Annotated in this window: 17 protein-coding genes and 1 tRNA gene; 13 read left to right on the top strand and 5 right to left on the bottom strand. The window is 66.3% G+C overall.

Features of this window, described 5'->3' with window-relative positions; all coding sequences use genetic code 11:
- Positions 1-677: 677 nt before the first annotated feature.
- Both ABQZ09_RS13385 and folE2 read left to right on the top strand, forming a co-directional pair.
- Entirely contained in the window at positions 678-1835 is a 1158-nt protein-coding gene (locus ABQZ09_RS13385) for an N-acetylmuramoyl-L-alanine amidase (protein WP_228313853.1), read from the top strand.
- A 37-nt stretch (positions 1836-1872) separates the two neighbouring features.
- Entirely contained in the window at positions 1873-2790 is a 918-nt protein-coding gene (gene folE2, locus ABQZ09_RS13390; protein ID WP_228313854.1) for a GTP cyclohydrolase FolE2, read from the top strand.
- Between the two features lie 501 nt (positions 2791-3291).
- Here the strand turns inward: folE2 and ABQZ09_RS13395 are convergent.
- Positions 3292-3366, bottom strand: a tRNA-Glu gene (locus tag ABQZ09_RS13395).
- A 48-nt stretch (positions 3367-3414) separates the two neighbouring features.
- On the opposite strand from ABQZ09_RS13395, the gene pcnB reads away from it, so the two are divergent.
- The 8 genes from pcnB to ABQZ09_RS13435 all read left to right on the top strand — a co-directional run bounded on the left by pcnB (position 3415) and on the right by ABQZ09_RS13435 (position 10158).
- Positions 3415-4782 (top strand): polynucleotide adenylyltransferase PcnB, encoded by a 1368-nt coding sequence (gene pcnB, locus ABQZ09_RS13400; protein WP_039413126.1) that lies wholly within the window; start codon positions 3415-3417, stop codon positions 4780-4782.
- Between the two features lie 3 nt (positions 4783-4785).
- Complete coding sequence (gene folK, locus ABQZ09_RS13405; RefSeq protein WP_228313856.1) at positions 4786-5271, top strand: 2-amino-4-hydroxy-6-hydroxymethyldihydropteridine diphosphokinase; 486 nt, start codon at positions 4786-4788, stop codon at positions 5269-5271.
- Positions 5272-5306: 35 nt separating this feature from the next.
- Positions 5307-6122 (top strand): 3-methyl-2-oxobutanoate hydroxymethyltransferase, encoded by an 816-nt coding sequence (panB, locus tag ABQZ09_RS13410; RefSeq protein ID WP_047696111.1) that lies wholly within the window; start codon positions 5307-5309, stop codon positions 6120-6122.
- Positions 6119-6961, top strand: coding sequence for a pantoate--beta-alanine ligase (panC, locus tag ABQZ09_RS13415; protein ID WP_039413134.1), 843 nt, complete (start codon positions 6119-6121; stop codon positions 6959-6961). Before panB ends, panC begins: the two co-directional genes overlap by 4 nt.
- A gap of 176 nt (positions 6962-7137) precedes the next feature.
- Positions 7138-7518 carry an aspartate 1-decarboxylase gene (gene panD, locus ABQZ09_RS13420; protein WP_003481969.1) on the top strand — a complete coding sequence of 127 codons (381 nt, stop codon included), beginning with the start codon at positions 7138-7140 and terminating at the stop codon, positions 7516-7518.
- Positions 7515-9029, top strand: a complete 1515-nt coding sequence (gene pgi / locus ABQZ09_RS13425) for a glucose-6-phosphate isomerase (RefSeq protein ID WP_349777100.1) — start codon at positions 7515-7517, stop codon at positions 9027-9029. The genes panD and pgi overlap by 4 nt, the downstream gene beginning before the upstream one ends.
- A 157-nt stretch (positions 9030-9186) precedes the next feature.
- On the top strand, positions 9187-9531 hold the full coding sequence (locus ABQZ09_RS13430) for a type II toxin-antitoxin system prevent-host-death family antitoxin (protein ID WP_349777101.1): 345 nt from the start codon (positions 9187-9189) through the stop codon (positions 9529-9531).
- Positions 9532-9534: 3 nt separating this feature from the next.
- Positions 9535-10158, top strand: a complete 624-nt coding sequence (locus tag ABQZ09_RS13435) for an ATPase (protein WP_349777102.1) — start codon at positions 9535-9537, stop codon at positions 10156-10158.
- A 236-nt stretch (positions 10159-10394) separates the two neighbouring features.
- Here the strand turns inward: ABQZ09_RS13435 and ABQZ09_RS13440 are convergent, their stop codons facing one another.
- Positions 10395-12350 carry a PhoX family protein gene (locus ABQZ09_RS13440; RefSeq protein ID WP_349777103.1) on the bottom strand — a complete coding sequence of 652 codons (1956 nt, stop codon included), beginning with the start codon at positions 12348-12350 and terminating at the stop codon, positions 10395-10397.
- Positions 12351-12784: 434 nt separating this feature from the next.
- Between ABQZ09_RS13440 and ABQZ09_RS13445 the strand changes: the two genes are divergently transcribed.
- Together ABQZ09_RS13445 and ABQZ09_RS13450 are read left to right on the top strand one after the other, a co-directional pair.
- Positions 12785-15397 carry a glycoside hydrolase family 3 protein gene (locus ABQZ09_RS13445; RefSeq protein ID WP_349777104.1) on the top strand — a complete coding sequence of 871 codons (2613 nt, stop codon included), beginning with the start codon at positions 12785-12787 and terminating at the stop codon, positions 15395-15397.
- A 258-nt stretch (positions 15398-15655) separates the two neighbouring features.
- Positions 15656-17218, top strand: coding sequence for a sodium/sugar symporter (locus ABQZ09_RS13450; RefSeq protein WP_039566338.1), 1563 nt, complete (start codon positions 15656-15658; stop codon positions 17216-17218).
- A 184-nt stretch (positions 17219-17402) separates the two neighbouring features.
- On the opposite strand, the gene ABQZ09_RS13455 is transcribed toward ABQZ09_RS13450, so the two are convergent.
- Positions 17403-19256, bottom strand: a complete 1854-nt coding sequence (locus ABQZ09_RS13455; RefSeq protein ID WP_349777105.1) for a putative bifunctional diguanylate cyclase/phosphodiesterase — start codon at positions 19254-19256, stop codon at positions 17403-17405.
- A gap of 424 nt (positions 19257-19680) precedes the next feature.
- Here ABQZ09_RS13455 and ABQZ09_RS13460 point away from each other — a divergent pair, with 424 nt between their 5' ends.
- Positions 19681-20673, top strand: a complete 993-nt coding sequence (locus ABQZ09_RS13460) for a glycoside hydrolase family 5 protein (protein WP_349777106.1) — start codon at positions 19681-19683, stop codon at positions 20671-20673.
- 44 nt (positions 20674-20717) lie between these two features.
- Here the strand turns inward: ABQZ09_RS13460 and ABQZ09_RS13465 are convergent, their stop codons facing one another.
- Together ABQZ09_RS13465 and ABQZ09_RS13470 are read right to left on the bottom strand one after the other, a co-directional pair.
- Positions 20718-21296 (bottom strand): response regulator transcription factor, encoded by a 579-nt coding sequence (locus ABQZ09_RS13465; RefSeq protein ID WP_039415020.1) that lies wholly within the window; start codon positions 21294-21296, stop codon positions 20718-20720.
- Positions 21293-22519, bottom strand: coding sequence for an ATP-binding protein (locus tag ABQZ09_RS13470; RefSeq protein ID WP_039415018.1), 1227 nt, complete (start codon positions 22517-22519; stop codon positions 21293-21295). Before ABQZ09_RS13470 ends, ABQZ09_RS13465 begins: the two co-directional genes overlap by 4 nt.
- Positions 22520-22605 lie beyond the last annotated feature (86 nt).

Here is a 22605-nt window from a genome sequence, read left to right on the forward strand (position 1 = left end):
AACTCAGTCTTTATCTCTTGCCAATCTCATATCGACTGCAGTGCCCTAGAGGATATGCAGAGTCAGTTATTTGACAGTTGGCCAGCTGTTGGCACTGGTCTCAGCTAAAAGTCGCGTTCGTCTTCGCGTCGGAAATTGAGAGCCGACGGATGCTAAACCTGCCTTCCTGCCCAGTTCGCTAGGAGTGCGAATCTTGACGAGGTTTTTGAACGCTATAACCCCAGCGACCTAGCGCTTCGCTCCAAAATTCTGCAGCGCACGCCCAAACCACTCAATCACCTGCTAGTGGCGCACAGGCCCCAACGACGCAGGAATTGCTGGGTGTGCTGATCGGCAGGGTCTTGGAGCGCTGTGAGGCGTTGGGCAATGAAGGCTGCGGTCAGGGGCTGGGCGCAGTCGATCTCAATGCAGCGACGTCAGGCGTCGTAGGTCTCGGGGATATGGTGGGACATGGGCGGCTTCTGGACGAGGAGATGAACGCGAGGCCGCAGGACGACAGTGACAGGCTTGCTTTTGCTGAACAAATGTTACTTTATAACACTTCATTTTTGCCGCGCAGTCTTGCCTCCCGTGTCCTGCCTGCTTCTATGTTTTAGCTGCCGTCCGGAATCGCACTGCGCTCTGCGCTGCCGCTTGCTGTGGCGGATTGATTGCCTGAGTTGTGAGGGCAGGGCGTGATGCCGCGTCGGCACCTATTACGGGGTGGAGCTGCTGCCTTGATGCTTGCGCCGACGTTCGGGGCTGCGCAGGGGCTCCCGGCCTTGCGGGGGTGCCGCGTGCAACAGCAGGGCGAGTTGCTTCGCCTGCGGCTGGAGCTGGGTGCGCAGGTGGCCTACCGCAGTTTCAGGTTGTCCGATCCTGAGCGTGCGGTCATCGATCTTTCTGGCGTGTCGCCGCAGTCGCCTCGTATCGATCCGATGCCCGCCGATGTTGCGGTGACCCGCATACGCAGCGCGCCGCATCTCGATGGTCTGCGCGTCGTGCTGGATCTGCGGCAGCCCTGTACGGTCAACGTGCGCCGGGATGGCAGTGCGTTGGTGCTGGAGCTTGCCGCCATGCCCGGTGGCGCGGCCCTGACAGTCAGCGGCGATGTTGCAGCGACAGCGCCCGTAGGCCCGGCCCGCTCGCGCCTGCATCCCTACATCATCGCCATCGATGCCGGCCACGGCGGCAAGGATCCGGGCGCGGTCAGTGCCGATGCGCGTTACGAAAAACATGTCGCCATGGCGGTGGCCGGACGGCTGCACCAGCGCCTGTCTGCCGATGCACGTTATCAGCCCACCATGATCCGCAGCGACGATCGCTTCGTGCCGTTGCATGAGCGCGTCTTGATTGCGCATCGGCACAGCGCGGATCTGTTCGTCTCCATCCATGCCGATGCCGCGCCAACACGCGAAGCGCGCGGCGCTTCGGTGTTTGCGCTCTCGCAGACCGGTGCCAGTTCGGCACTGGCGCGCTGGATCGCCGATAGTGAGAACGCTGCCGACGACATGGGCGACACCGCGCGCCGGCTGCGGGTGCCGAGCAACCCGGTGCTGTCGCAGGTACTGGCCGACCTGTCGCTGAGCGGCACCATCGCCAGCAGCCTTGCGTTTGGCACGTTGATGCTGGCGCGCCTGCAGCAGGTGACGCACCTGCACCAACACCAGGTCGGGCAGGCCGGCTTTGCGGTGCTGAAATCGCCGGATATTCCATCGTTGCTGGTGGAAACCGGCTTCATGAGCAATCGCGACGATTGCCGGCGCCTGTGTGGCGATACGCATCAGGACGAACTGGCGCAGACGCTGCATGCGGGCATCGACGACTACTTCGCTGCGTTTCCCGGTCGCGCCTGAGCCGCGACCGCCACCTTTACCCTTCGACGAGCATCCGATGTCCGCCACGCTTCCCGATGTTGCCGTCACCGAACTCTCCGCCCTGAGTGCGCCATTGCGCTGGGTAGGCATGCAGGACATCGCCATCCCTGTGCATCTGCAAGCTGGCGGCGCCGGCCTTGCCGCGCGCGCCAGCGTGCAGGTCGATCTGCCACGGCCCGAACTCAAGGGCATCCATATGTCGCGGCTGTATCGCCTGCTGGACCTGCATCTGCAGCATCCGGTGTCGCCGGCCATGCTGTCGCAGCTGCTGCAGGCGCTGGTCGCCAGTCATGCCGATTGCGGGAGCCGCGCGGCGCGGCTGACGCTGCGCTTTGAACTGCTGCTGCGCATGCCGGCGTTGCGCAGCGAAGGACTGAGTGGCTGGCGTGCCTATCCGGTGTACATCGTCGCGCACTGCAGGGCAGGGCACACCACAATCCAGCTACAGGTCGATGTGCTGTACGCGTCCACCTGCCCATGTTCGGCGGCGTTGTCGCGGCAGCTGTTGAGCGATGCGTTCGTGCAGCAGCACGCCGGGCGCGACGCGCTGCCGCTGCAGGAGGTTGTGCAATGGCTGCAGGAGCACGGTTCCTACGCCACACCGCATAGCCAACGCAGCGTGGCGCAAGTGCGCGTTGAGCTGGGCGCGGAGACGCAGCGCTTTGCGATCCGTGAGCTGCTCGATCTCTGCGAGCGGGCGTTGGCCACGCCGGTGCAGGCAGCGGTGCGGCGCATCGACGAGCAGGCCTTCGCCCGTTTGAATGGCGCCAACCTGATGTATGTCGAAGACGCAGCGCGACGCCTGCGCAAGGCGCTGGCAGATCACTACGCGACCTTTGATGTGGCAGTGCGCCATCTGGAAAGCCTGCATGCCCACGACGCCGTCGCCGAAACCGGAAGCGACGACGACTCACCTTCTCTAGCTGCCATGTGAGCTACGGCCATGCACTGCAAATTGCCGAGGCGCCGGCCACTAACGGTGCGCAAATCACCTGGCGCGACCGCCCCGGCAAGGCGCGACGAACGCTACATGCGTGACGCATTGCTGTTCAACCCGTCTATGTGTCTTGTGTTGTTTTGGCTGATGTGAGCGACGCGACGGTGACCGATGTGGCGTCTGGCATCTGCAGTGCGAGGCCTGTGAAGCGCGCATGCGCTTGAACCACATTGCGATGGTGGTTGTGGCCGCATCTCATATCGACCAGCTCGGCCGCATGGGGCTCACCTTCAACGCGAGCAATCCGGCAGCGCAGGCCGGCAACCAACCTCGACCACATGGTGCCCCGGGGCCACGTCGTCCGGATCCAGGCATGCGCGCTAGGCCGCCGCTGCTTGCCGCACAGCGGCGCCATCCACACCCCACGCAGACTGCCTGCACCACAACGCAAAAACCCCGCAATGCGGGGTCTTGGCGTGATCTGCAGCAGGACCGACGTGGTGCTCCCTAGGGGACTCGAACCCCTGTTTTAGCCTTGAGAGGGCCACGTCCTAACCATTAGACGAAGGGAGCGTTTTGTCGCGTCTTGTGCAGCGCGCTAGTATAGTGAGGTAATAGCCGTTGGGCAATCCTGCAACACAAGACGGAAGCGCCATCATCGAACCCTCAGTTACATCCCCGTTCACGCTGCGCGTCATCCCACGCGATCAGCACACCATTTCGCGCAAGGACATCAGCCCCAACGCGCTGCGCGTGTTGTACCGCCTGCGCGAATCGGGCTTTGGCGCCTATCTGGTCGGCGGCGCGGTCCGCGACCTGCTGGTCGGCGGCCACCCGAAGGATTTCGACGTCGCCACCAGCGCCACGCCCGAAGAGGTCAAGGCGCTGTTTCGCAACTGTCGCCTGATCGGCCGCCGTTTTCGGCTGGCGCATGTGGTGTTCGGCCGCGAGATCATCGAGGTTGCCACCTTCCGCGCCAACGTCGACGACGGCAGCGGCGACCGCGAGCTGGATAACGGCCGCCTGGTGCGCGACAACGTTTACGGCACCATCGAAGACGACGCGATCCGCCGCGACTTCACCTGCAACGCCCTGTACTACGCGATCGAGGATTTTTCGGTGCGTGATTACTGCGGCGGTTTCGAGGATGTGCAGGCACGGCTGATGAAGTTGATCGGCGACCCGGAGCTGCGCTACCAGGAAGACCCGGTGCGCATGCTGCGCGCGGTGCGGCTGGCGGCCAAATTGAATTTCGACATCGAAGCCAGCACTGCCGAGCCGATCCCGCGCCTGGCCGGTCTGTTGTCCGAGGCAGCGCCCGCGCGCCTGTTCGAAGAGATCCTCAAGCTGTTCCTGTCCGGGCATGGCGTGGCCAGTTTCCAGGGCCTGGAGCGTTACGGCCTGCTCGGCGCCTTGTTCCCCGAGAGCGCGGCTGCGCTGAAGTCCAACCGCAGCGGCGCGTTGCGCGCGATGGTGCTGGAAGGCCTGCGCAATACCGATGCGCGCGTTGCCAACGACGAGCCGGTGTCGCCGGCGTTCCTGTTCGCGCTGTTGCTGTGGCCGGCGTTCTGCCGCACCTTGATGGGGCTGCAGGCGCAGGGCGTGCAACCGGAAGATGCGCAGCGCCGTGCCGCCGACCGCGTTACCTTGCATCAGCTGGAGCGCGTCGCATTGCCGCGCCGGTTCTCGCTGCCGATGCAGGAAATCTGGTTGTTGCAGACGCGCTTCTCCTCGCGTCAGCGCAAGCGCGTGTTCCGCACCCTGTCGCATCCGCGCTTCCGTGCGGCGTTCGATTTCCTGGTGCTGCGTCAATTTGCATCGCCCGATCATGCTGCCGACGTCGAGTTCTGGCGCGAGGCGCAGAAGTCCTCCGGCCAGGAGCTGGTGGATGCGATCGAGTCGGCGCAGTCCGATCACGAGGGCGAGGAGGGCGCGCCACGCAAGCGTCGTCGCCGTCGCCGCCGCCCCGGCGCCCCGGCAGGCGAATAAACCATGCAGATCGCCTTTGTCGGCCTGGGTGCCAACCTGGGCCCGGCCGAGGCCAGCGTGCGCGCGGCCATCGCCGCGCTGGACGCGCTGCCGCAGACCACCCTGGTGGACGCCTCGCGTCTGTACCGCACGCCCGCCTGGGGCCGCGAAGACCAGCCGGACTTCATCAACGCCGTCGCGCAGCTGCGCACCGAGCTGGCGCCACTGCCGCTGCTGGATGCCTTGCTCGGCATCGAACAGGCCTTCGGCCGTGAGCGTCGGGCCGGCGAGCGCTGGGGACCGCGCACGCTGGATCTGGACCTGCTGCTGTATGCCGATCAGGTGATCGACCTGCCACGCCTGCAGGTGCCGCACCCGCATCTGCACGTGCGTGGCTTTGCGCTGCTGCCGCTGGCCGAGCTGGCGCCGGACGCCATCATTCCAGGCCATGGAACAGTGCGGCACGCCCTGCAAGCCATCGATCGCTGCGGGCTGGAGCCGATTGGGTAGATAATGGCCGGCTTATCACCCCACGTAATGAGTTCATGAGCAGCCATAGCGACAGCAAGCCCTGGACCGTGCCCGCCCTGGCCGAGGCCAAGCGGGCGGGTCGAAAACTGGTCATGTTGACCGCCTACGACGCCGGCTTTGCGCGCACCTTCGATGCCAACGGCGTGGACCTGATCCTGGTCGGCGACTCGCTGGGCATGGTGGTACAGGGGCATGACTCCACCTTGCCGGTGACCACCGCCGACATGGTCTACCACACCGCCTCGGTGGCGCGGGCGCTGCAGCAGGCCTTGCTGGTGGCCGACCTGTCGTTCCAGGCCGATGCCACGCCGGCACGCGCGCTCGATGCCGCCACGCAGCTGCTGCAGGCCGGTGCGGAAATGGTCAAGATCGAAGGCGCCGGGCACAAGCTCGAGGTCATCCGTTACCTGGTCGAGCGCGAGATCCCGGTGTGTTCGCACCTGGGGCTGACCCCGCAGTCGGTGCTGCGGTTCGGCGGCTACAAGGTGCAGGGCCGCGGCGAAGCCGGCGAGCAGCTGCGCCGCGATGCACAGGCGGTGGTCGAGGCCGGCGCCAGCCTGGTGGTGCTGGAGTGCGTGCCCACACCTATCGCCGCACAGATCAGTGCCGAACTCAGCGTGCCCACCATCGGCATTGGCGCGGGCCCCGGCTGCGACGGCCAGGTGCTGGTGATGCACGACATGCTGGGCCTGGACAGCGGCCACCGCCGGCCGAAGTTCGTCAAGGATTTTCTGGCCGAAGGCGGCTCGGTCGCCGGCGCAGTGCGCGCCTACGCGCAGGCCGTGCGCGATGGCAGCTTCCCCGATGCAGAGCACGCGTACGCCGCATGATCCAGACCCTGACCGATCTTTCCGCATTGCGCGCCCTGGTCACCGGCTGGAAGCGCGAAGGCCTGCGCGTGGCGTTGGTGCCCACCATGGGCAACCTGCATGCCGGGCATTACTCGCTGGTGATGCTGGCGCGCCAGTACGCCGACCGCGTGGTGTCCAGCGTGTTCGTCAACCCCACCCAGTTTGGCCCCAACGAAGACTTCGCGCGCTACCCGCGCACACCCGAGGCCGACCTGCGCGGCCTGGAAGATGCCGGGTGCGACGCGTTGTGGCTGCCAGACGTGGAGACCATGTATCCACTCGGCACCGCGCTGGCCACGCCGGTCCATGCGCCCGGCGTCAGCGACGTGCTGGAAGGCGTGTGCCGGCCGGGGCATTTCGATGGGGTCTGCACGGTGGTGGCGCGGCTGTTCAATCAGGTGCAGCCGGACGTGGCCGCCTTCGGCAAGAAGGATTATCAGCAGCTGGCGGTGATCCGGCAGATGGCGGCCGACCTGGCGTTTCCGATCGAGATCCTCGGCGGCAGCATCGTGCGCGAGGCCGACGGCCTGGCGATGAGTTCGCGCAACCAGTATCTGTCGGCAGACGACCGCCCGATCGCAGCGCAGATCCGCAAGGTGCTGCTGCAGATGCGCGACAGCTACGCGGCTGGCACGCCGCGTGCGCAGGTCGAGCAGGCCGCGCATCAGGCGCTGGAGCAGGCCGGGTTCCGTGTCGACTACGCGGTGGTGCGGTTGCCCGACCTGAACGAGCCGGGCGAGAGCCATGCCGGCGCCCGCGTGGCGCTGATCGCCGCGCGGCTGGGCACGACGCGTCTGATCGACAATCTGGAATTCTGAGCCGCCGCATCGCGCCAAACGGCCGGATCGACGCCGGCGCCGGGCATGCGCGACCCGCATGCGGGCGCTGGCGTCGCGGCCGGCCTGAAGCCCTCACGACCGGGCGTGCGGCAAACCGGTGGGCGCTGGCGCTTTCCGCTAAAATGCCGGCTTTCCTTTCGTTGTTGCCTGCGTCCATGCACCTGTCCCTGCTCAAAGCCAAGATCCACCGCGCCACCGTCACCCACTCCGAGCTCAACTACGAAGGCTCGATCGCCATCGACGGCCTGCTGCTGGAAGCGACCGGCATCCGCGAATTCGAACAGGTGCATATCTGGGACGTCACCAACGGTGCGCGTTTCAGCACCTATGCCATCCGCGCCGAAGACGGCAGCGGCATCATGTCGCTCAACGGTGGCGCTGCGCGTCACGTGCAGGTGGGCGATCTGATCATCGTGGCGGCGTTCGCCAGCATGAGCGAAGACGAAGCCAAGACCTTCAAGCCCAATCTGGTATACGTGAACGCGCACAACGCGATCTCCCACACCAACCACAGCATCCCCACCCAGGCCGCATGACACAGACCAACGGATTCGACGCGCTCCACGCCCACGCCCAGCGCCTGCGCGGCGCTGCCATCCCCGCATTGCTTGCCGCCGAGCCGGAACGGCCGACGCAGTACGCCAGGCACGTCGGTCCGTTGTATTTCAATTTCGCGCGCCAGAAGTACGACCGCGCCGCGCTCGATTCATTGTTTGCCATCGCGCGCGAGCGCGATCTGGCCGGTGCGTTCCAGCGCCTGTTCCGTGGCGAGCAGGTCAATGTCACCGAACAACGCGCGGCCTTGCATACCGCGTTGCGCGGCGATCTGACCGATGCGCCGGTTGCCTCCGAAGCGTATGCAACGGCTGCGCAAGTGCGCCAACGCATGGGCGATTTGATCCGGCAGCTGGAAGCCACCGAGGTCACCGACATCGTCAGTGTCGGCATCGGCGGATCGGACCTGGGTCCGCGCCTGGTGGCCGATGCGCTGCGCCCGGTCACCGGTGCGCGCTTCCGCGTGCATTTCGTGTCCAACGTCGATGGCGCGGCGATGCAGCGCACCTTGGCGACGCTGGACCCGGCACGCACCGCCGGCATCCTGATTTCCAAGACCTTCGGCACCCAGGAAACGCTGCTCAATGGCGGCATCCTGCATGCCTGGCTGGGTGGCAGCGAGCGCCTGTATGCGGTGAGCGCCAACCCCGAACGCGCCGCCAAGGCCTTCGATATCGCACCCGGCCGCGTGCTGCCGATGTGGGACTGGGTGGGTGGGCGTTATTCGCTGTGGTCGGCGGTTGGTTTCCCGATTGCACTGGCAATCGGCTTTGAGCGTTTCGAGCAGCTGCTGGGAGGCGCCGCGCAGTTCGATGCGCACGTGCTCAACACGCCGCTGGAAGAAAACGTCGCGGTACTGCACGGGCTGACCGCGGTGTGGAACCGCAACCTGCTCGGTAGCGCCACGCACGCAGTCATGACCTACGACCAGCGCCTGGCACTGCTGCCGGCGTATCTGCAGCAGCTGGTGATGGAGAGCCTGGGCAAGCGGGTCAAGCTCGACGGCTCGGCGGTGGAGAGCGACACCGTGGCGGTGTGGTGGGGCGGTGCGGGCACCGATGTGCAGCACAGCTTCTTCCAGGCGCTGCACCAGGGCACCAGCGCGGTGCCGGCCGATTTCATCGGCACCGTGCACAACGACGACCCGTATGCGGAAAACCATGTCGCGCTGATGGCCAACGTGCTGGCGCAGACCGAGGCGCTGGCCAATGGCCAGGACAGCAGCGACTCGCACCGCAGCTACCCGGGCGGCCGCCCGAGCACGGTGATCCTGCTCGACGCGCTCACCCCGCAGGCGCTGGGCGCGCTGATCTCGATGTACGAGCACAGCGTGTACGTGCAGTCGGTAATGTGGGGCATCAACGCGTTCGACCAGTTCGGCGTGGAGTTGGGCAAGCAGCTGGCGAGCCAGTTGCTGCCGGCGCTGAAGGGCGAAGCGGCCGAGGTGGCCGACCCGGTGACGCGCGAGCTGCTGGGCAAGCTGCGCGGCTGAGCCGGTCACACATGGGTAGCGTCGGACAACGGGGCCTGTGGGCCCCGTTTCGTTTCAGGAGGTCCTGCCGGGTGGTAAGTTTGGACAAAATGGGCAAATTTCCCAAAATGGGGAGTTGGGAGTAGGCTGAGGCCAACACAGCGCGCAGGACCGTCCCATGTCTCGCTTCCAGGATCTGCCCGAACTCGAAAAATCGCCCGCCGCCGACATCAAGGTGAAGGGTTGGCCCAGCCTGATGCGCAAGGTGCGCTCGCATGGCGCGGTGGTCATCACCAACCATAATCATCCCGAGGCGGTGGTGGTGGACGCGGAGGAATATCGCCGGCTGGTCAGCCAGGCAGGCGCAGCGACGGTTGCCTCGGCGCGGGCGCAGTCGCTGCAGGCATTGCAGACCAGATTCGATGCGCATCTGGCGGTGGTGACCGAGTGCGCAGGCCTGGCCCAGGTGATCGCCAAGCCCGCACGCCGGGGCAGCAAGATCACCCTGGGGGCGTCGCTCTAGATCGTGGGAAACATTCTGGTGCTGGCCGGCGTCAACGGTGCCGGCAAGAGTTCGCTGCTGGGCAGCCTGCTGCGGGAAGACGGTGCCACCTGGTTCAACCCGGATGCGTTCACCCGGGACCTGGTGGAGCAGGGCTGGTCACCCGAAGACGCCAATGCGCAAGCCTGGCAGGAGGGCGTGCGGCGCCTGCGTCAGGCGATGGATGCCGGTCATGACTATGCATTCGAAACCACCCTGGGCGCGACAACCATCCCGCGCCTGCTGCGGCAGGCCTGCGCGACGCACACGGTGGCGATCTGGTTCTGCGGTTTGGCGAGTGTCGAGCTGCATATCGCGCGTGTGGCGGCGCGCGTGGCCGCCGGCGGGCATGCCATCCCTGCGCACAAGATCCGCGAACGTTACGATGCCTCGCGCGCCAACCTGATCGCGCTGCTGCCGCATCTGGCGGTACTGCATGTCTACGACAACAGCGCGCCTGCCGACGCGACCGGGCAGGTCGCGCCGCTGCTGGTGCTGGAACTGGACCGCAATGGCCTGCAATACCCGCAAACGCCCGAAGAATTGGCGCAAGTGCCCGATTGGGCCAAGCCCATCGTGATGGCGGCATTGGAGTTGCGGCAGTCTTGAGCTGCGCGCTCATGTACTTGCGGCCTGATCCGCTGCTCACCGACGCGGCCAGACATCCATCGACCTCACCCGTAGGAGCGCACCCGGGCGCGACAGGCATACCGGCAAAGCTCCTCGCGCCCAGGTGCGCTCCTACCGGCATTGCGACCCTACTGGCATTGCGACAGCAGCGAGAAAGCCACGCTGGCCGTGTCGGCTGTAGCGTCATGCAACGCTGCAAATTGGAATGGCGGCGCTTAGGCCTTGCCCAGCTTCACCGCCACCGGGTCGCCGGTGAGATAGCCCACCGCGGCGCCGAAGCGATTTTTGTAGTTGGCGCGGATCAGCGGGTCCAGCACCGGCTTGACGGTGTCGTGCAGCGGGCTTTCCCAATCGCCGGGGTGCTGGAAATTGCTCATCACGTAGGTCCAACCGTGGATCTCGTCGACCGCGTGCAGACCGGTCGATTCCGCACCCGCCGGCACCGACAGCACACGCGTCAGCGCGCCGCTGTCCACGTTGTAGGCCCACAGGAAGTTGTTGACGTGCAGGCTGCTGTCTTCGCCGATGAACAGGGTACGCAGCGACTCGGAGAACTTGAGGTTGTCCGGGTTGGCCAGGCGTTCCGGATCGGCCAGGTTGCCTAGCGCATCGGGCCTGTCCAGATTGTGGCCGGTGAGGGCGGCCGGGGCGGCCATGTCGATTGGCACCCACTCGCTGTGGATCGGTGCGCCGTGGCTGTCGCGTTGGCCTCCGCGCAGGTTCAGGGCATACACCGCCCCGGCTTCCGGACCCTGTACTTTTACATCTCCCGAGCCGTTGAGCATGCTGGTGACGATGTAGGACATGGCCATGTAGGCGACCTTGTCCTTGGCATTGACCGTGGTGCCTTCGAGCTTGGTGAAGCCCAGGCTGCCGCCGGCCAGCGCTGCGTAGCGGTGGGTTTCCAGATAGGCGGCGGCCTTTTCCATGCCCGGCTTGATGCGGATCCAGTTGAAGGTGCCGTTGAACGGGATCTTGGTGAACGAGGCATCGCCCGGATCGCTCAGGTGCACGTCCAGGATGTCGGCAGCGGTGAGGCGGTCGGCCATGGCCTGGATTTCTGCACTGGTGGCATGGCCAAGCTTGATCCAGCGCAGCGTGGCCGCGCCCGGGCCGATGCCCGAGGTCTGCTGCCACTTGCCGACGTACAAGGTGCCGGCCGACAGGTCGGCCTTGCGATCGGCAATGAACATGAAAAGACCGCCATTGGTGGCGTCGTCGCCCATCAGCACGGTGCGCTGGTCGGGCATCACCTGCACCAGTTCGTGCGAGATGCGGCCCAGGCAATAGTGCTTGCGCACGCTCCCGGTTCCGTCCGGGTGCACGGTGATCTCGGGCAGATGGCCGTAGTGATACGGGTTGGCCTTTTCCGGGTCGCCATACAGATGCGTGCTGTAGCTGCGGAACTGGGTATTGCCGGCCAGCGCGGTGGCGTCGGGTTCGTACTCTTCGCTGGACAGATGGGTATTCCACGGCGACAGGCTGGCCCCGCAGGTGGTCCACAGCCCGTGCACCGGCGCGGTGTCGACATTGTGGTACTTCACCAACGACAGCTTGCCGGTGGCCGGGTCCTGGTCCAGCGTCAGTACGGCGATTGGCGCGGGCAGGTGGCGGTTGGTGTCGTTGCCGGCCTGGTCGCGGGTCGTGTATTCGAACTGCACCACCGCGAAGACGTGGTTGCCCTTGACGCCGGGCACCTTGGCATCGGGCAGGGTCAGCAGCGAAGAGCCGTCCGGGCAGTCGGAAAAGAACGGCCGCTCGGCACCGGGTTTCGAACGGTCGATGATCGGGCGATGCTGGATGTCGTAGTAACCGCCGGCCAGCACGGTGCCGCCCTTGCCGTCGGGCACCTGATCGCCGGTGACGAAGAACGGGTGATACGCCAATGCGTAGCGCTGCGTGCTGCCGTCGCTGCGCGCCACGGTGAGTGCCGAGCCGACCGTGGTGGTGGCCATCGCCGCCGGGTTGGCCAGGTTGGGCGCGGGCATGCCGTGGAAGGTGGCCGAGACCAGGCGGGTCGGGGTGTCCGATGGCCGCAACGGGCGCGCGGCCAGTGCGGCGCTGCCAAGTTGCTGGAACGCGGCGGCGCTGACATTGCCGAGCGGCAACAGGGGAACGGCCGCCAGCAATTGCATGAGGCGACGGCGGGAGGGATCGGGGGAGGCGGACATCGAAACTCCAGGCAAAGGCAACGATCAACGATGGCGATGGCACATCGGCAAGCCGGTCACGCTAGGCCGGTGGTATGACAGTTGTTTGACGGCGAGCTCACCCGTTGCCCTGTGTTCGGACGTGCATGCACAAGCGAACGCTGCAGCAGGGTACGCACAGGCAGGGGCTGCGCACTGCCCGGGCCTGCGGGTGGTGCATTGCAGCAAAGTGCGCCTGCGCGCAATGCCAGGCGCGGCAGCGGATATGGCAGTTTTCCGTGGTTTCACAGGTGCTGCCGGTATTCCAACGCTATAGCCCCGGTCAATAAGTTGGCCGTCATTTGGCATACGGTCGCGCGTTGTTGACAGGGTAGGGGAATCACGCAAGCGTACGCCGCCTAATGGCCTGCGGCGCAACGCATCGCCGTGGGAGAACCACCCTGGAGACTCGAATCTTGGACATGCTGCTTCGCCGTACCGCCGCGCCCGTCGCGCGGCGTGCCCTCTCTCTGGCAACCGCTGCGGCGGTGCTGATGCTGGCCGCCTGCCAAGGCAAGGACACCACCGCCGAGGCGAGCAAGGCCGCGCCGGTCGCAGCACCGGCCGAGGCGTCCACTGCCATCCATCCGGACCAGTGGCCCTCGCCGAAGTGGCCGTTCGCGCAGGACGCGGCGCTGGAGCAGCGCATCACCGACGTGATGGCCAAGATGAGCGTGGAAGAAAAGGTCGCCCAGACCGTCCAGGGCGACATCGCCAGCCTGACCCCGGACGATGTGCGCAAGTACCGCATCGGCTCGGTGCTGGCCGGCGGCAATTCCGATCCCGGCGGCAAGTACAACGCCAGCCCGGCCGAATGGCTGAAGCTGGCCGACGCGTTCTATGAAGCGTCGATGGACACCTCCAAGGGCGGCAACGCGATTCCGATCATCTTCGGCATCGATGCGGTGCACGGCCAGAGCAACATCGTCGGCGCCACGCTGTTTCCGCACAACATCGGCCTGGGTGCCACGCGCAACCCTGACCTGATCAAGAAGATCGGCGAAGTCACCGCTGCCGAAACCCGCGTCACCGGCATGGAGTGGACCTTCGCGCCTACCGTGGCAGTGCCGCAGGACGACCGTTGGGGCCGTAGCTACGAAGGCTATTCCGAGTCGCCGGATGTGGTGGCCAGCTTCGCCGGCAAGATGGTTGAAGGCGTGCAGGGCACCCCGGGCACGCCGCAGTTCCTGGACGGCAGCCACGTGATTTCCTCGGTGAAGCACTTTGTCGGCGACGGCGGCACCACCGACGGCAAGGACCAGGGCGACACCAAGGTGTCCGAAGCCACCATGCGCGACATCCACGCCGCCGGGTATCCGCCGGCGATTGCGGCCGGTGCGCAGACGGTGATGGCCTCGTTCAACAGCTTCAACGGCGAGAAGATGCACGGCAACAAGGTCATGCTGACCGACGTGCTGAAGGGCCGCATGAACTTCGGCGGCTTCGTGGTCGGCGACTGGAACGGCCAGGGCCAGGTCAAGGGCTGCACCAACGACAACTGCCCGGCCTCGTTCATTGCCGGCGTCGACATGGCGATGGCCGCCGACAGCTGGAAGGGTATCTACGAAACCGAACTGGCAGCAGTGAAGTCCGGCCAGATCTCGGCCGAGCGCCTGGACGATGCGGTGCGCCGCATCCTGCGCGTCAAGCTGCGTCTGGGCCTGTTCGAGGCCGGCAAGCCGTCCAAGCGTCCGCTCGGTGGCAAGTACGAATTGCTGGGCGCACCGGAACACCGCGCCATCGCCCGCCAGGCGGTGCGCGAGTCGCTGGTGCTGCTGAAGAACCAGGCCGGCATCCTGCCGCTGGATCCCAAGAAGCGCGTGCTGGTGCTGGGCGATGGCGCCAACGACATGGGCAAGCAGTCCGGCGGCTGGACGCTGAACTGGCAGGGCACCGGCACCAAGCGCAGCGACTACCCCAACGGCAACACCATCTGGGAAGGCCTGGACAAGCAGATCAAGGCGGCCGGCGGCAGTGCCGAGCTGGCCGTGGACGGCGCCTACAAGACCAAGCCCGACGTGGCGGTGGTGGTGTTCGGTGAAAACCCGTACGCCGAGTTCCAGGGCGATATCGCCACCCTGCTGTACAAGCCGGGCGACGAGAGCGAGCTGGCGCTGATCAAAAAGCTCAAGGCCGAAGGCATCCCGGTGGTGGCGGTGTTCCTGAGCGGCCGTCCGCTGTGGATGAACCAGTACATCAACGCCTCCGACGCGTTCGTGGCTGCGTGGTTGCCGGGTTCGGAAGGCGAAGGCATTGCCGATGTGTTGCTGCGCAAGGCAGATGGCAGCGTGCAGAACGACTTCAAGGGCAAGCTCAGCTTCTCCTGGCCCAAGAACGCGATGCAGTTCGCCAACAACGTCGGCCAGAAGGATTACGACCCGCAGTTCAAGTTCGGCTTCGGCCTGACCTACGCCGACAAGGGCGACCTGGCGGCGCTGCCGGAAGAATCGGGCGTGTCCGGCGAGCAGTCGGTGGGCGGGGTGTACTTCGTGCGCGGCAAGCCGGCGCTGGGGATTGCGATGCAGCTCTCCAATGCCGGCCAGGCCAACATGCCGGCGACCACGCTGCCGGTGGGTTTGTCCGATGGCAGCCTGAAGATGAGCGCGGTCGATCACAAGGCGCAGGAAGATGCACGCCGCCTGGTGTGGTCCGGCGACAAGACCGCCAGCGTGCTGCTGGTGTCCGGCAAGCCGGTGGATGTGTCGCGTGAGAGCAACGGCGACGTGCAGCTGCAGCTGACTGTGCGCCGCGACAGCGCCGTGACCGCGCCGGTGTGGCTGGGTGTGGGCTGCGGCGACAAGTGCGGTGGCCGGGTCGATGCACAGAAGACCCTGGCCGCACTGCCGCAGGGCCAGTGGAAGGTAGTGGGGGTTCCGCTCAAGTGCTTCGCAGTGGCCGGTGCCGACGTGACCAAGCTGACCCAGGTGGCCAGCATCGAAAGCGCTGCGGCACTGAACCTGTCGGTGTCCAGGGTGGCGTTGGGCGCGCTCAACGAAGCCGAAGCCACGGTGGACTGCCCGGTCAAGTAATGCGCATGCCTGGCGGCAGGCCGCCGGGCATGACGTAACGCAAGCAAACAAGCGCGTTGCCGCCATCGGCAACGCATTACAGCGGCCACCGATCGCGGTGGTGTCATCAGCCGCCGCGGGGGCGGTGTTGTCGATCGGCCGGGATGGCCTGCAGCCGCGGTTCGCCGCGCTGCCATCGTGCACCTGGTGCGCGGCGGTGGCTTTCTGCAGTCCTGCCCGACCGTCGGCGCATACCCCAGAGCCAGACAGGAGAGTGCAGTGGGTTTGGCGACGTTGGATATCGTGATCGTGCTGGTCTACCTGACCGGCATCTTCGTACTTGCGCAGTGGGTCTCGCGCGAGAAGGCAGGCCACAGCAAGAGCGCCGAGGATTACTTCCTGGCCAGCAAGTCGTTGCCGTGGTGGGCGATCGGCGCATCGCTGATTGCCGCGAACATTTCGGCCGAGCAGATCATCGGCATGGCCGGTTCGGGCTATGCCATTGGTCTTGCGATTGCCTCCTACGAATGGATGGCGGCGCTGACGCTGCTGATCGTAGGCAAGTTCTTCCTGCCGATCTTCCTGCGCAATGGCATCTACACCATGCCGCAGTTCCTGGAGCAGCGTTACGGCAAGTGGATCCGTACGTTGATGGCGGTGTTCTGGCTGCTGTTGTACGTGTTCGTCAATCTCACCTCGATCCTGTGGCTCGGGTCGATTGCAGTGAGCCAGGTCACCGGCATGGACCAGACCCTGGCGCTGGCGCTGATCGGCGTGTTCGCGCTGGTCTATCAGCTGTACGGCGGTCTCAAAGCTGTTGCGCTGACCGACATCGTGCAGGTCACGCTGCTGGTGCTGGGCGGCCTGCTGGTGGCCGGGTTGACCCTGGCGCGGATCGGCGATGGCGCCGGCGTGCTGGCCGGCTTCAAGCACCTGTGGAGCGCGCACCCGGAGCACTTCCACATGATCCTGACCAAGGACAACCCGTTCTACAAGGATCTGCCCGGCCTGAGCGTGCTGCTGGGCGGGCTGTGGATCATGAACATCAGCTACTGGGGTTTCAACCAGTACATTATCCAGCGCGCGCTGGCGGCCAAGAACATCGGCGAGGCGCAGAAGGGCATGGTGTTTGCGGCGTTCCTGAAACTGCTGATGCCGTTGGTGATCGTGGTGCCGGGCATTGCCGCGGTGGTGCTGGCGCCGGACCTGGCCAAGCCCGACCAGGCCTATCCGACCATGATGCAGTTGTTGCCGACCGGTATTTTGGGGTTGGTGTTCGCGGCGCTGGTGGCGGCGATCGTGGCCTCGCTGGCCTCCAAGATCAATTCGGTGGCGACGATCTTCACCCTGGATTTCTACGCCAAGTTCCGCCCCCACACCGAGCAGAAGCAGCTGGTGCGCGTGGGCCGCATCGTGGCGGCGGTGTCGGTGTTGATCGGCATCCTCACCGCGCGGCCGTTGCTGGGCAACTTCGACCAGGGCTTTCAGTTCATCCAGGAATTCACCGGCTTCTTTACGCCCGGCGTGGTGGTGATCTTCATGCTCGGCCTGTTCTGGAAGCGCGCCAACGAAGCCGGCGCGCTGACCGCGGCGATCGGCTCGGTGGTGCTGTCGTTCGCGCTCAAGTTCGCCTGGCCGGAGCTGCCGTTCATGGACCGCATCGGCGTGGTGTTCCTGGCCGCGCTGGTGCTGGCGGTCCTGGTGTCGTTGATGACGCCGGCCACCCAGGCACGCGATCTGATCCGCACCGACGATGTGGCCTATGGCACCACGCTGGGCTTCAAGGTCGGCGCCGCCGGCGTGATCGCGATCCTGGTCGTGCTGTACGCGGTGTTCTGGTAAGCAGCAGTTGCAGGAATGGCTGACGCCGCGTGCGTCAGCCACTCACTCCGTCTACGCAGTGCGGCGCGGCATCTCGGTGTCGCGCCGCACTGCGTTTCAGCGTTGCAGTGAAGCGGGCGGTCGCCTCAGCTCCCACCGATTCCCGATTCCCGCCAACGACATCGTCATTGTCGATGGCCGTGCCTCAGACCCGCGCTGCAGCCAGGCTGGCTGCGAGCAGATCCACCGGTGCCGCGAGCGGTTCGTGCCACGGGGTCTGCAGCCAGGTTTCCAGCGCGGCGGCCGGCATCGGCTTGGCGATCCAGTAGCCCTGGCCTTCGTCGCAGCCCCAGGCGCGCAGCTGCGCGTAGGCCTCGGCCGACTCAATGCCTTCTGCCACCACGCGCTGGCCCAGGCTGTGGCCGAGCTGGATCATTGCCGGCACCAGCGTGCGGTCGGTACGGTTGTCGGGCAGCGAGCGGATGAACGACTGATCGATCTTCAACGAGCTTGCCGGCAACTGCTTGAGATAGCTGAAATTGCTGTAGCCGGTGCCGAAGTCGTCGATGGCGATGTGCACGCCCAACGCGGCCACCGCCGCCAGCTCCTCGGCCAGGTGGTCGGGGTGGCGGATCATCGCGCTTTCGGTGAATTCGATCTCCAGCCGGCGCGGGTCCAGCTTGTGGCGTTCCAGGCCGCGCCGCAACAGGCCGGCGAACCCGCGGCGGTCCAGGTCGGCCGCCGACACGTTCAGGGCGAGATTGAAATCCAGCCCCTGCTGCTGCCAGCGCGCGGCCTGAGCGATGCCGTTGTCGATGACCCAGGCAGTGATGCGGTTGATCAGGGCGGTCTTCTCGGCCATCGGCACGAAGTCCGACGGCAACACCGGGCCGATCATCGGGTGCTGCCAGCGCAGCAGGGCCTCCACCGCCACGCAGCGGTGGTCGTGCAGGTCCACGCGTGGCTGGTAGTGCAGGCGCAGCTGGCTGGCGCTGTCCAGTGCGGCGGGCAGGGCGGCAAGCAGGCGGAAGGTATTGCGTTGCGCCACGTCATGCTTGCGCTCGTACATGCTCCACGCCAACCCGCGCTCGCGCGAGACGTCCACAGCGGTGGTGAGCGAGCGGATGGTATCGGCGGCGCCGTAGCTGGTCTGCAGCGATACCGCGCCGATTGAGGCCACCGCGGTATGCGGGATGCCCTGATGATCCAGCGGTTCGGCAAAGGCCTTGGAGACCTTGTTGCACAGGCTGGACAGCCGCTGGTTCTCGGTGGGTGTCATGAACCCGAAGGTGGTCGGGTCCAGCCGGTACAGCAGGGTGCCGCTGGGCAGGTAGGCGGCCAGGCGACGCTGTGCCAGCGCGACATAGCCATCGGCGTAGTCCCAGCCCAGCGCCTTGACCATGTCGCGAAAATAATCGCTGCCACACACATCGATGGCCACCGCGGTGGTGGCCGGTGCGGTGTCGCGCTGCGACAGCCAGGCGTCCAGGTCTTCGCTGAAACGCGAACGGTTCGGCAGGCCGGTGGCGCCATCGCGGTAGGTGGTGCTGCGCAGGTTTTCCACCCGCAGTACGGCCAGGTCGCGCAGACCTTCCAGACGGGTCAATGCCTCCGCATCCAGGCCATCGCGCGGGCTGGTGCCGATCACGCACAGCGTGCCGATGCTGTGGCCCTCGCGCAATTTCAGCGGTGCACCGGCGTAGAAACGGATATGCGGCGGGCCCAGTACCAGCGGGTTGTCGCAAAAGCGCGGGTCCAGCTGCGCATCCGGTACCACCATCACCTCGTCGGAGCGGATCGCGTGGGCGCAGAACGCCTGGTCGCGCGGGGTCTCCGACGCATCCAGGCCGACGCGTGCCTTGAACCACTGGCGATGTTCGTCCACCAGCGACACCAGCGCGATTTCCGCACCCAGGCTGCGCGAGGCCATCGCGGCAATGGTCTCGAATACCGGGTCCGGCGGCGAATCCAGCAGGCAGAGACCGCGCAAGACGGCCAGACGGGTGGTTTCGTCGGTCATGGAGGACGGCAAAAAGTTGGGGGCGGGCGAGGGTTGCATGTGCCTCTATCGGCCCAGGCCGCCACCTCTTGACGTGTGCGCACCGGCTTATTCAGCTGGTAGCAGCGCTGTGGCGTGCTGCAGCGCAAGGCGTGGCGCGTGTGTGGCCCCGGCACAAGCCCGCACGCTGACGCTGGTTTCGCGTTGCAGCACCGTAGTGCGCAGCGCGGCAGGCCACGTGCGCGGGATCGTGAAAGGCTGGATGCGCCTTGCAGAAGACACCGGTAACTGCCGGAAACGCACGGAAGTTAACGTTACCAGCGGCCGGCGTCGTGGTCTGCGCGCTCGGTCCGCATCTGCGGTTTTTGTCGGTTCTGTGACCTGGACGCCGATTGCGCATGCCCGCGGTGGGCAGGGTGGCCGCACGTGGGCCGGGCATGCGACAGCGTGCCGAGGCGTCCACGGCACCCACCTTGGAGCGACCATGAAGATCATCACTCGTCTGGCGCAGCGCGCCCTGCTGCTGGTGGCCGGCCTTGCGCTGGCGTCCGCCGCACATGCTGGTTTGTCCGTGTCCGGGACGCAGTTGCGGGAGAGCAACGGCAATGCGCTGGTCCTGCGCGGCATCAACCTGCCACATGCCTGGTTTGCCGACCGTACCGATGCGGCGCTGGCGCAGATTGCCGCCACCGGCGCCAACAGCGTGCGCGTGGTGCTGAGCAGCGGGTATCGCTGGAACCGCACGCCCGAAGCAGAGGTGGCGCGCATCATCGCGCGCTGCAAGAGCCTGGGCCTGATCGCCGTGCTGGAAGTGCACGACACCACCGGTTACGGCGAGGACGGCGCCGCCGGGACCCTGGCTGACGCGGCCAACTACTGGACCAGCATCCGTGGCGCACTGGTGGGACAGGAGAACTACGTCATCATCAATGTCGGCAACGAGCCGTACGGCAACCGCCTCAGTGCCAGCGAGTGGGTCAACGGCCATGCCCGTGCGATCGCCACCTTGCGCAACGCCGGTTTGACCCACGCGCTGATGGTGGACGCGCCCAACTGGGGCCAGGACTGGCAGTTCTACATGCGCGACAACGCGGCTGCGTTACTGGCGCTCGACAGCCGTCGCAACCTGGTCTTCAGCGTGCACATGTACGAAGTGTTCGGCAACGATGCCACGGTGGATGCGTACCTGCGTGCATTCCAGAGCAACCGCCTGGCGCTGGTGGTGGGCGAATTCGGTGCCGACCATCGCGGCGCGCAGGTGGACGAGGCCGCCATCATGCGGCGCGCGCGCCAGTACAACGTGGGCTATATGGGCTGGTCGTGGTCGGGCAACGACAGCAGCACCCAGTCGCTGGATATCGTGCTTGGCTGGGACCCGACGCGTCTGAGCAGCTGGGGCCGCACATTGATTGAAGGCTCCGACGGCATCCGTGCCACCTCGCGCCCGGCCAGCGTGTTTGCTGCCCGACAGCGTTGAGGTAACGGGGAGGCTGACCAGACGTGCGTGCGACCCGGGTGCGATCAGCGCCCGGGTTCGCGCAATGGACCCGGGCTGGGGCGCTTGGTCAGCTTGCGCTGCAGCGAGCGCCGATGCATGCCGAGCAGGCGTGCGGCCGCCGAGACGTTGCCACCGGTCTCGTGCAGGGCCTGCTGGATGTGCTCCCACTGCAGGCGGCTCAGCGGGGTCATCATTTCCTGCGCGGTTTCCTCTTCGTCCGGCTCGGGAAGCTCGTCATCTTCTTCGCCCAGCGCCCGCATGATGGTGGGGATATTGGCCGGCTTGGGCAGGTAGTCGTCGGCGCCGAGTTTGATCGCTTCCACCGCGGTGGCGATGCTGGCATAGCCGGTGACCAGCAGGATGCGCATGTCGGCGCGGATCTCGCGCAGCGGCTGGATCAGGCTCAGGCCGGAATCGTGACCGAGCTTGAGATCGATCAAGGCGAAATCCGGCAGGGCGCTACGCGCGGTGGACAGCGCGCTGGCCGCGTCGGTGGCGGTCAGCGTTTCCACCCCGCGCCGTGCCAGGCTGCGCTGCAGCGTGCGCAGGTACAAGGTGTCGTCGTCGACCAGCAGGCCGGTGCGGATGGGAGTGCTTGTCATGCGAGTGCCTCGTGTTCGGAGAGCGGCAGACGGAAACCGACGCGGGCGCCGCTGCCTTCGGCGGGCAGCATCCACAATTCGCCTTGCAGGCGTTCGACGGTGGCATGCGACAGCGCCAGGCCTACACCCATGCCGTCGTGTTTGCCGCTGTTGAACAAGGTGCCCGGCAACATGGCCTGCGCGGTGTCGAAGCCGGGGCCGTAATCGCGCACTTCGCCGCTGAGATGGTCGTGCTCCACGCGCAAGGTGAGGTCGATCTGCGGGCGCCCGGCCCGTTCGCCGGCATCGGCGGCGTTATTGAGCAGCACCATCAGCAGGTGGCTGACGCCCGGCTGCAGCATCAGCCGCATCGGTGCGTCGTCGTTGCGGCGCAGCTCGATGGTGGGGCGCACCAGCCGCCATTGCTCCAGCACGTCCTTGACTGCCACTTCGCGGCTCAGGTGGCCGTTGTCGGCCGGCGCGGCCAGGGCCAGCACGCGCTCGTGGCACTGCACCAGCAGCTCGCGCAAGGTGTCCAGGTCTTCGCGCAGTTCGGCCTGGTCGCACTGGTCGGCAATGTCGTCCACCAGCAGGGTCATCGTCGCCAATGGCGTATTCAATTCATGCGCCACCGAGGCCGCATGCGTGGCCAGCGCGACGATGCCTTCATTACGGGCGAAGCGCTCGCGCAGGGTGGAGATCTCGCGCTCGCGTTCGCGCATGGACAACGCCAGCCGGGTGGCGAAGGCCAGCACCACCACCGTGGAGAGCAGGAAGTTGGCCGCCATGCCCCACATGTGCAGGCTGAGCGGGTCGAAGCTGCCGTAGGGCAGCGGCAGCCCGAACGCCGCGCTGATCACGTAGCCGGCCACGCACGACGCCGCCACCGCCATCGCCCAGCCCAGCGGCAGCGCCAGCGCGGCCAGCGCGATCAGCACCAGGAACAGCGAGCCGAACGGGTTGGCAATGCCGCCGCTCCAGCCCACCATCCAGGTCAGCACTGTCACATCGACCAGGATGTGGCCGAATTCGGTGGCCGGGCTCACCGCGCCACGGTGGGCTACACGCAGCTGGGCGTACAGGTTGAACACCGCCAGTGCGGCGACGCCGGCCCACAGCGGCTGTTGCGGCAGGTTCAAGCCCATCAGGCCGGTGGCGACCAGGATGGTGGCGGCCTGGCCGGCGGTGGCGAGCCAGCGCAGGCTGCACAGGGTCCGCAGGAAGGAGGCGTCGGAGCTGTTCATCACGGCAATGCTATGCGCTCAGGGGAATGGTGGCCTGCGACAAACCGTCGCATCGGTGCCGGCGGCGGCCCGCGCGTCGCTTCAGC

This window comes from Xanthomonas sp. WHRI 6106, assembly GCF_040202405.1.
GTDB classification, from domain to species: Bacteria; Pseudomonadota; Gammaproteobacteria; order Xanthomonadales; family Xanthomonadaceae; genus Xanthomonas; species Xanthomonas cannabis.

What these genes read in the sequence shown, in the direction of transcription:
- ABQZ09_RS13455 (WP_349777105.1), bottom strand. Translation starts at nt 19,256, where the DNA reads ATGCAACCCTCGCCCGCCCCCAACTTTTTGCCGTCCTCCATGACCGAC.
- ABQZ09_RS13430 (WP_349777101.1), top strand. Translation starts at nt 9,187, where the DNA reads ATGTCTCGCTTCCAGGATCTGCCCGAACTCGAAAAATCGCCCGCCGCC.
- panD (WP_003481969.1), top strand. Translation starts at nt 7,138, where the DNA reads ATGCACCTGTCCCTGCTCAAAGCCAAGATCCACCGCGCCACCGTCACC.
- folE2 (WP_228313854.1), top strand. Translation starts at nt 1,873, where the DNA reads ATGTCCGCCACGCTTCCCGATGTTGCCGTCACCGAACTCTCCGCCCTG.
- ABQZ09_RS13470 (WP_039415018.1), bottom strand. Translation starts at nt 22,519, where the DNA reads ATGAACAGCTCCGACGCCTCCTTCCTGCGGACCCTGTGCAGCCTGCGC.
- ABQZ09_RS13460 (WP_349777106.1), top strand. Translation starts at nt 19,681, where the DNA reads ATGAAGATCATCACTCGTCTGGCGCAGCGCGCCCTGCTGCTGGTGGCC.
- ABQZ09_RS13465 (WP_039415020.1), bottom strand. Translation starts at nt 21,296, where the DNA reads ATGACAAGCACTCCCATCCGCACCGGCCTGCTGGTCGACGACGACACC.
- ABQZ09_RS13440 (WP_349777103.1), bottom strand. Translation starts at nt 12,350, where the DNA reads ATGTCCGCCTCCCCCGATCCCTCCCGCCGTCGCCTCATGCAATTGCTG.
- ABQZ09_RS13385 (WP_228313853.1), top strand. Translation starts at nt 678, where the DNA reads ATGCCGCGTCGGCACCTATTACGGGGTGGAGCTGCTGCCTTGATGCTT.
- folK (WP_228313856.1), top strand. Translation starts at nt 4,786, where the DNA reads ATGCAGATCGCCTTTGTCGGCCTGGGTGCCAACCTGGGCCCGGCCGAG.
- panC (WP_039413134.1), top strand. Translation starts at nt 6,119, where the DNA reads ATGATCCAGACCCTGACCGATCTTTCCGCATTGCGCGCCCTGGTCACC.
- panB (WP_047696111.1), top strand. Translation starts at nt 5,307, where the DNA reads ATGAGCAGCCATAGCGACAGCAAGCCCTGGACCGTGCCCGCCCTGGCC.
- pgi (WP_349777100.1), top strand. Translation starts at nt 7,515, where the DNA reads ATGACACAGACCAACGGATTCGACGCGCTCCACGCCCACGCCCAGCGC.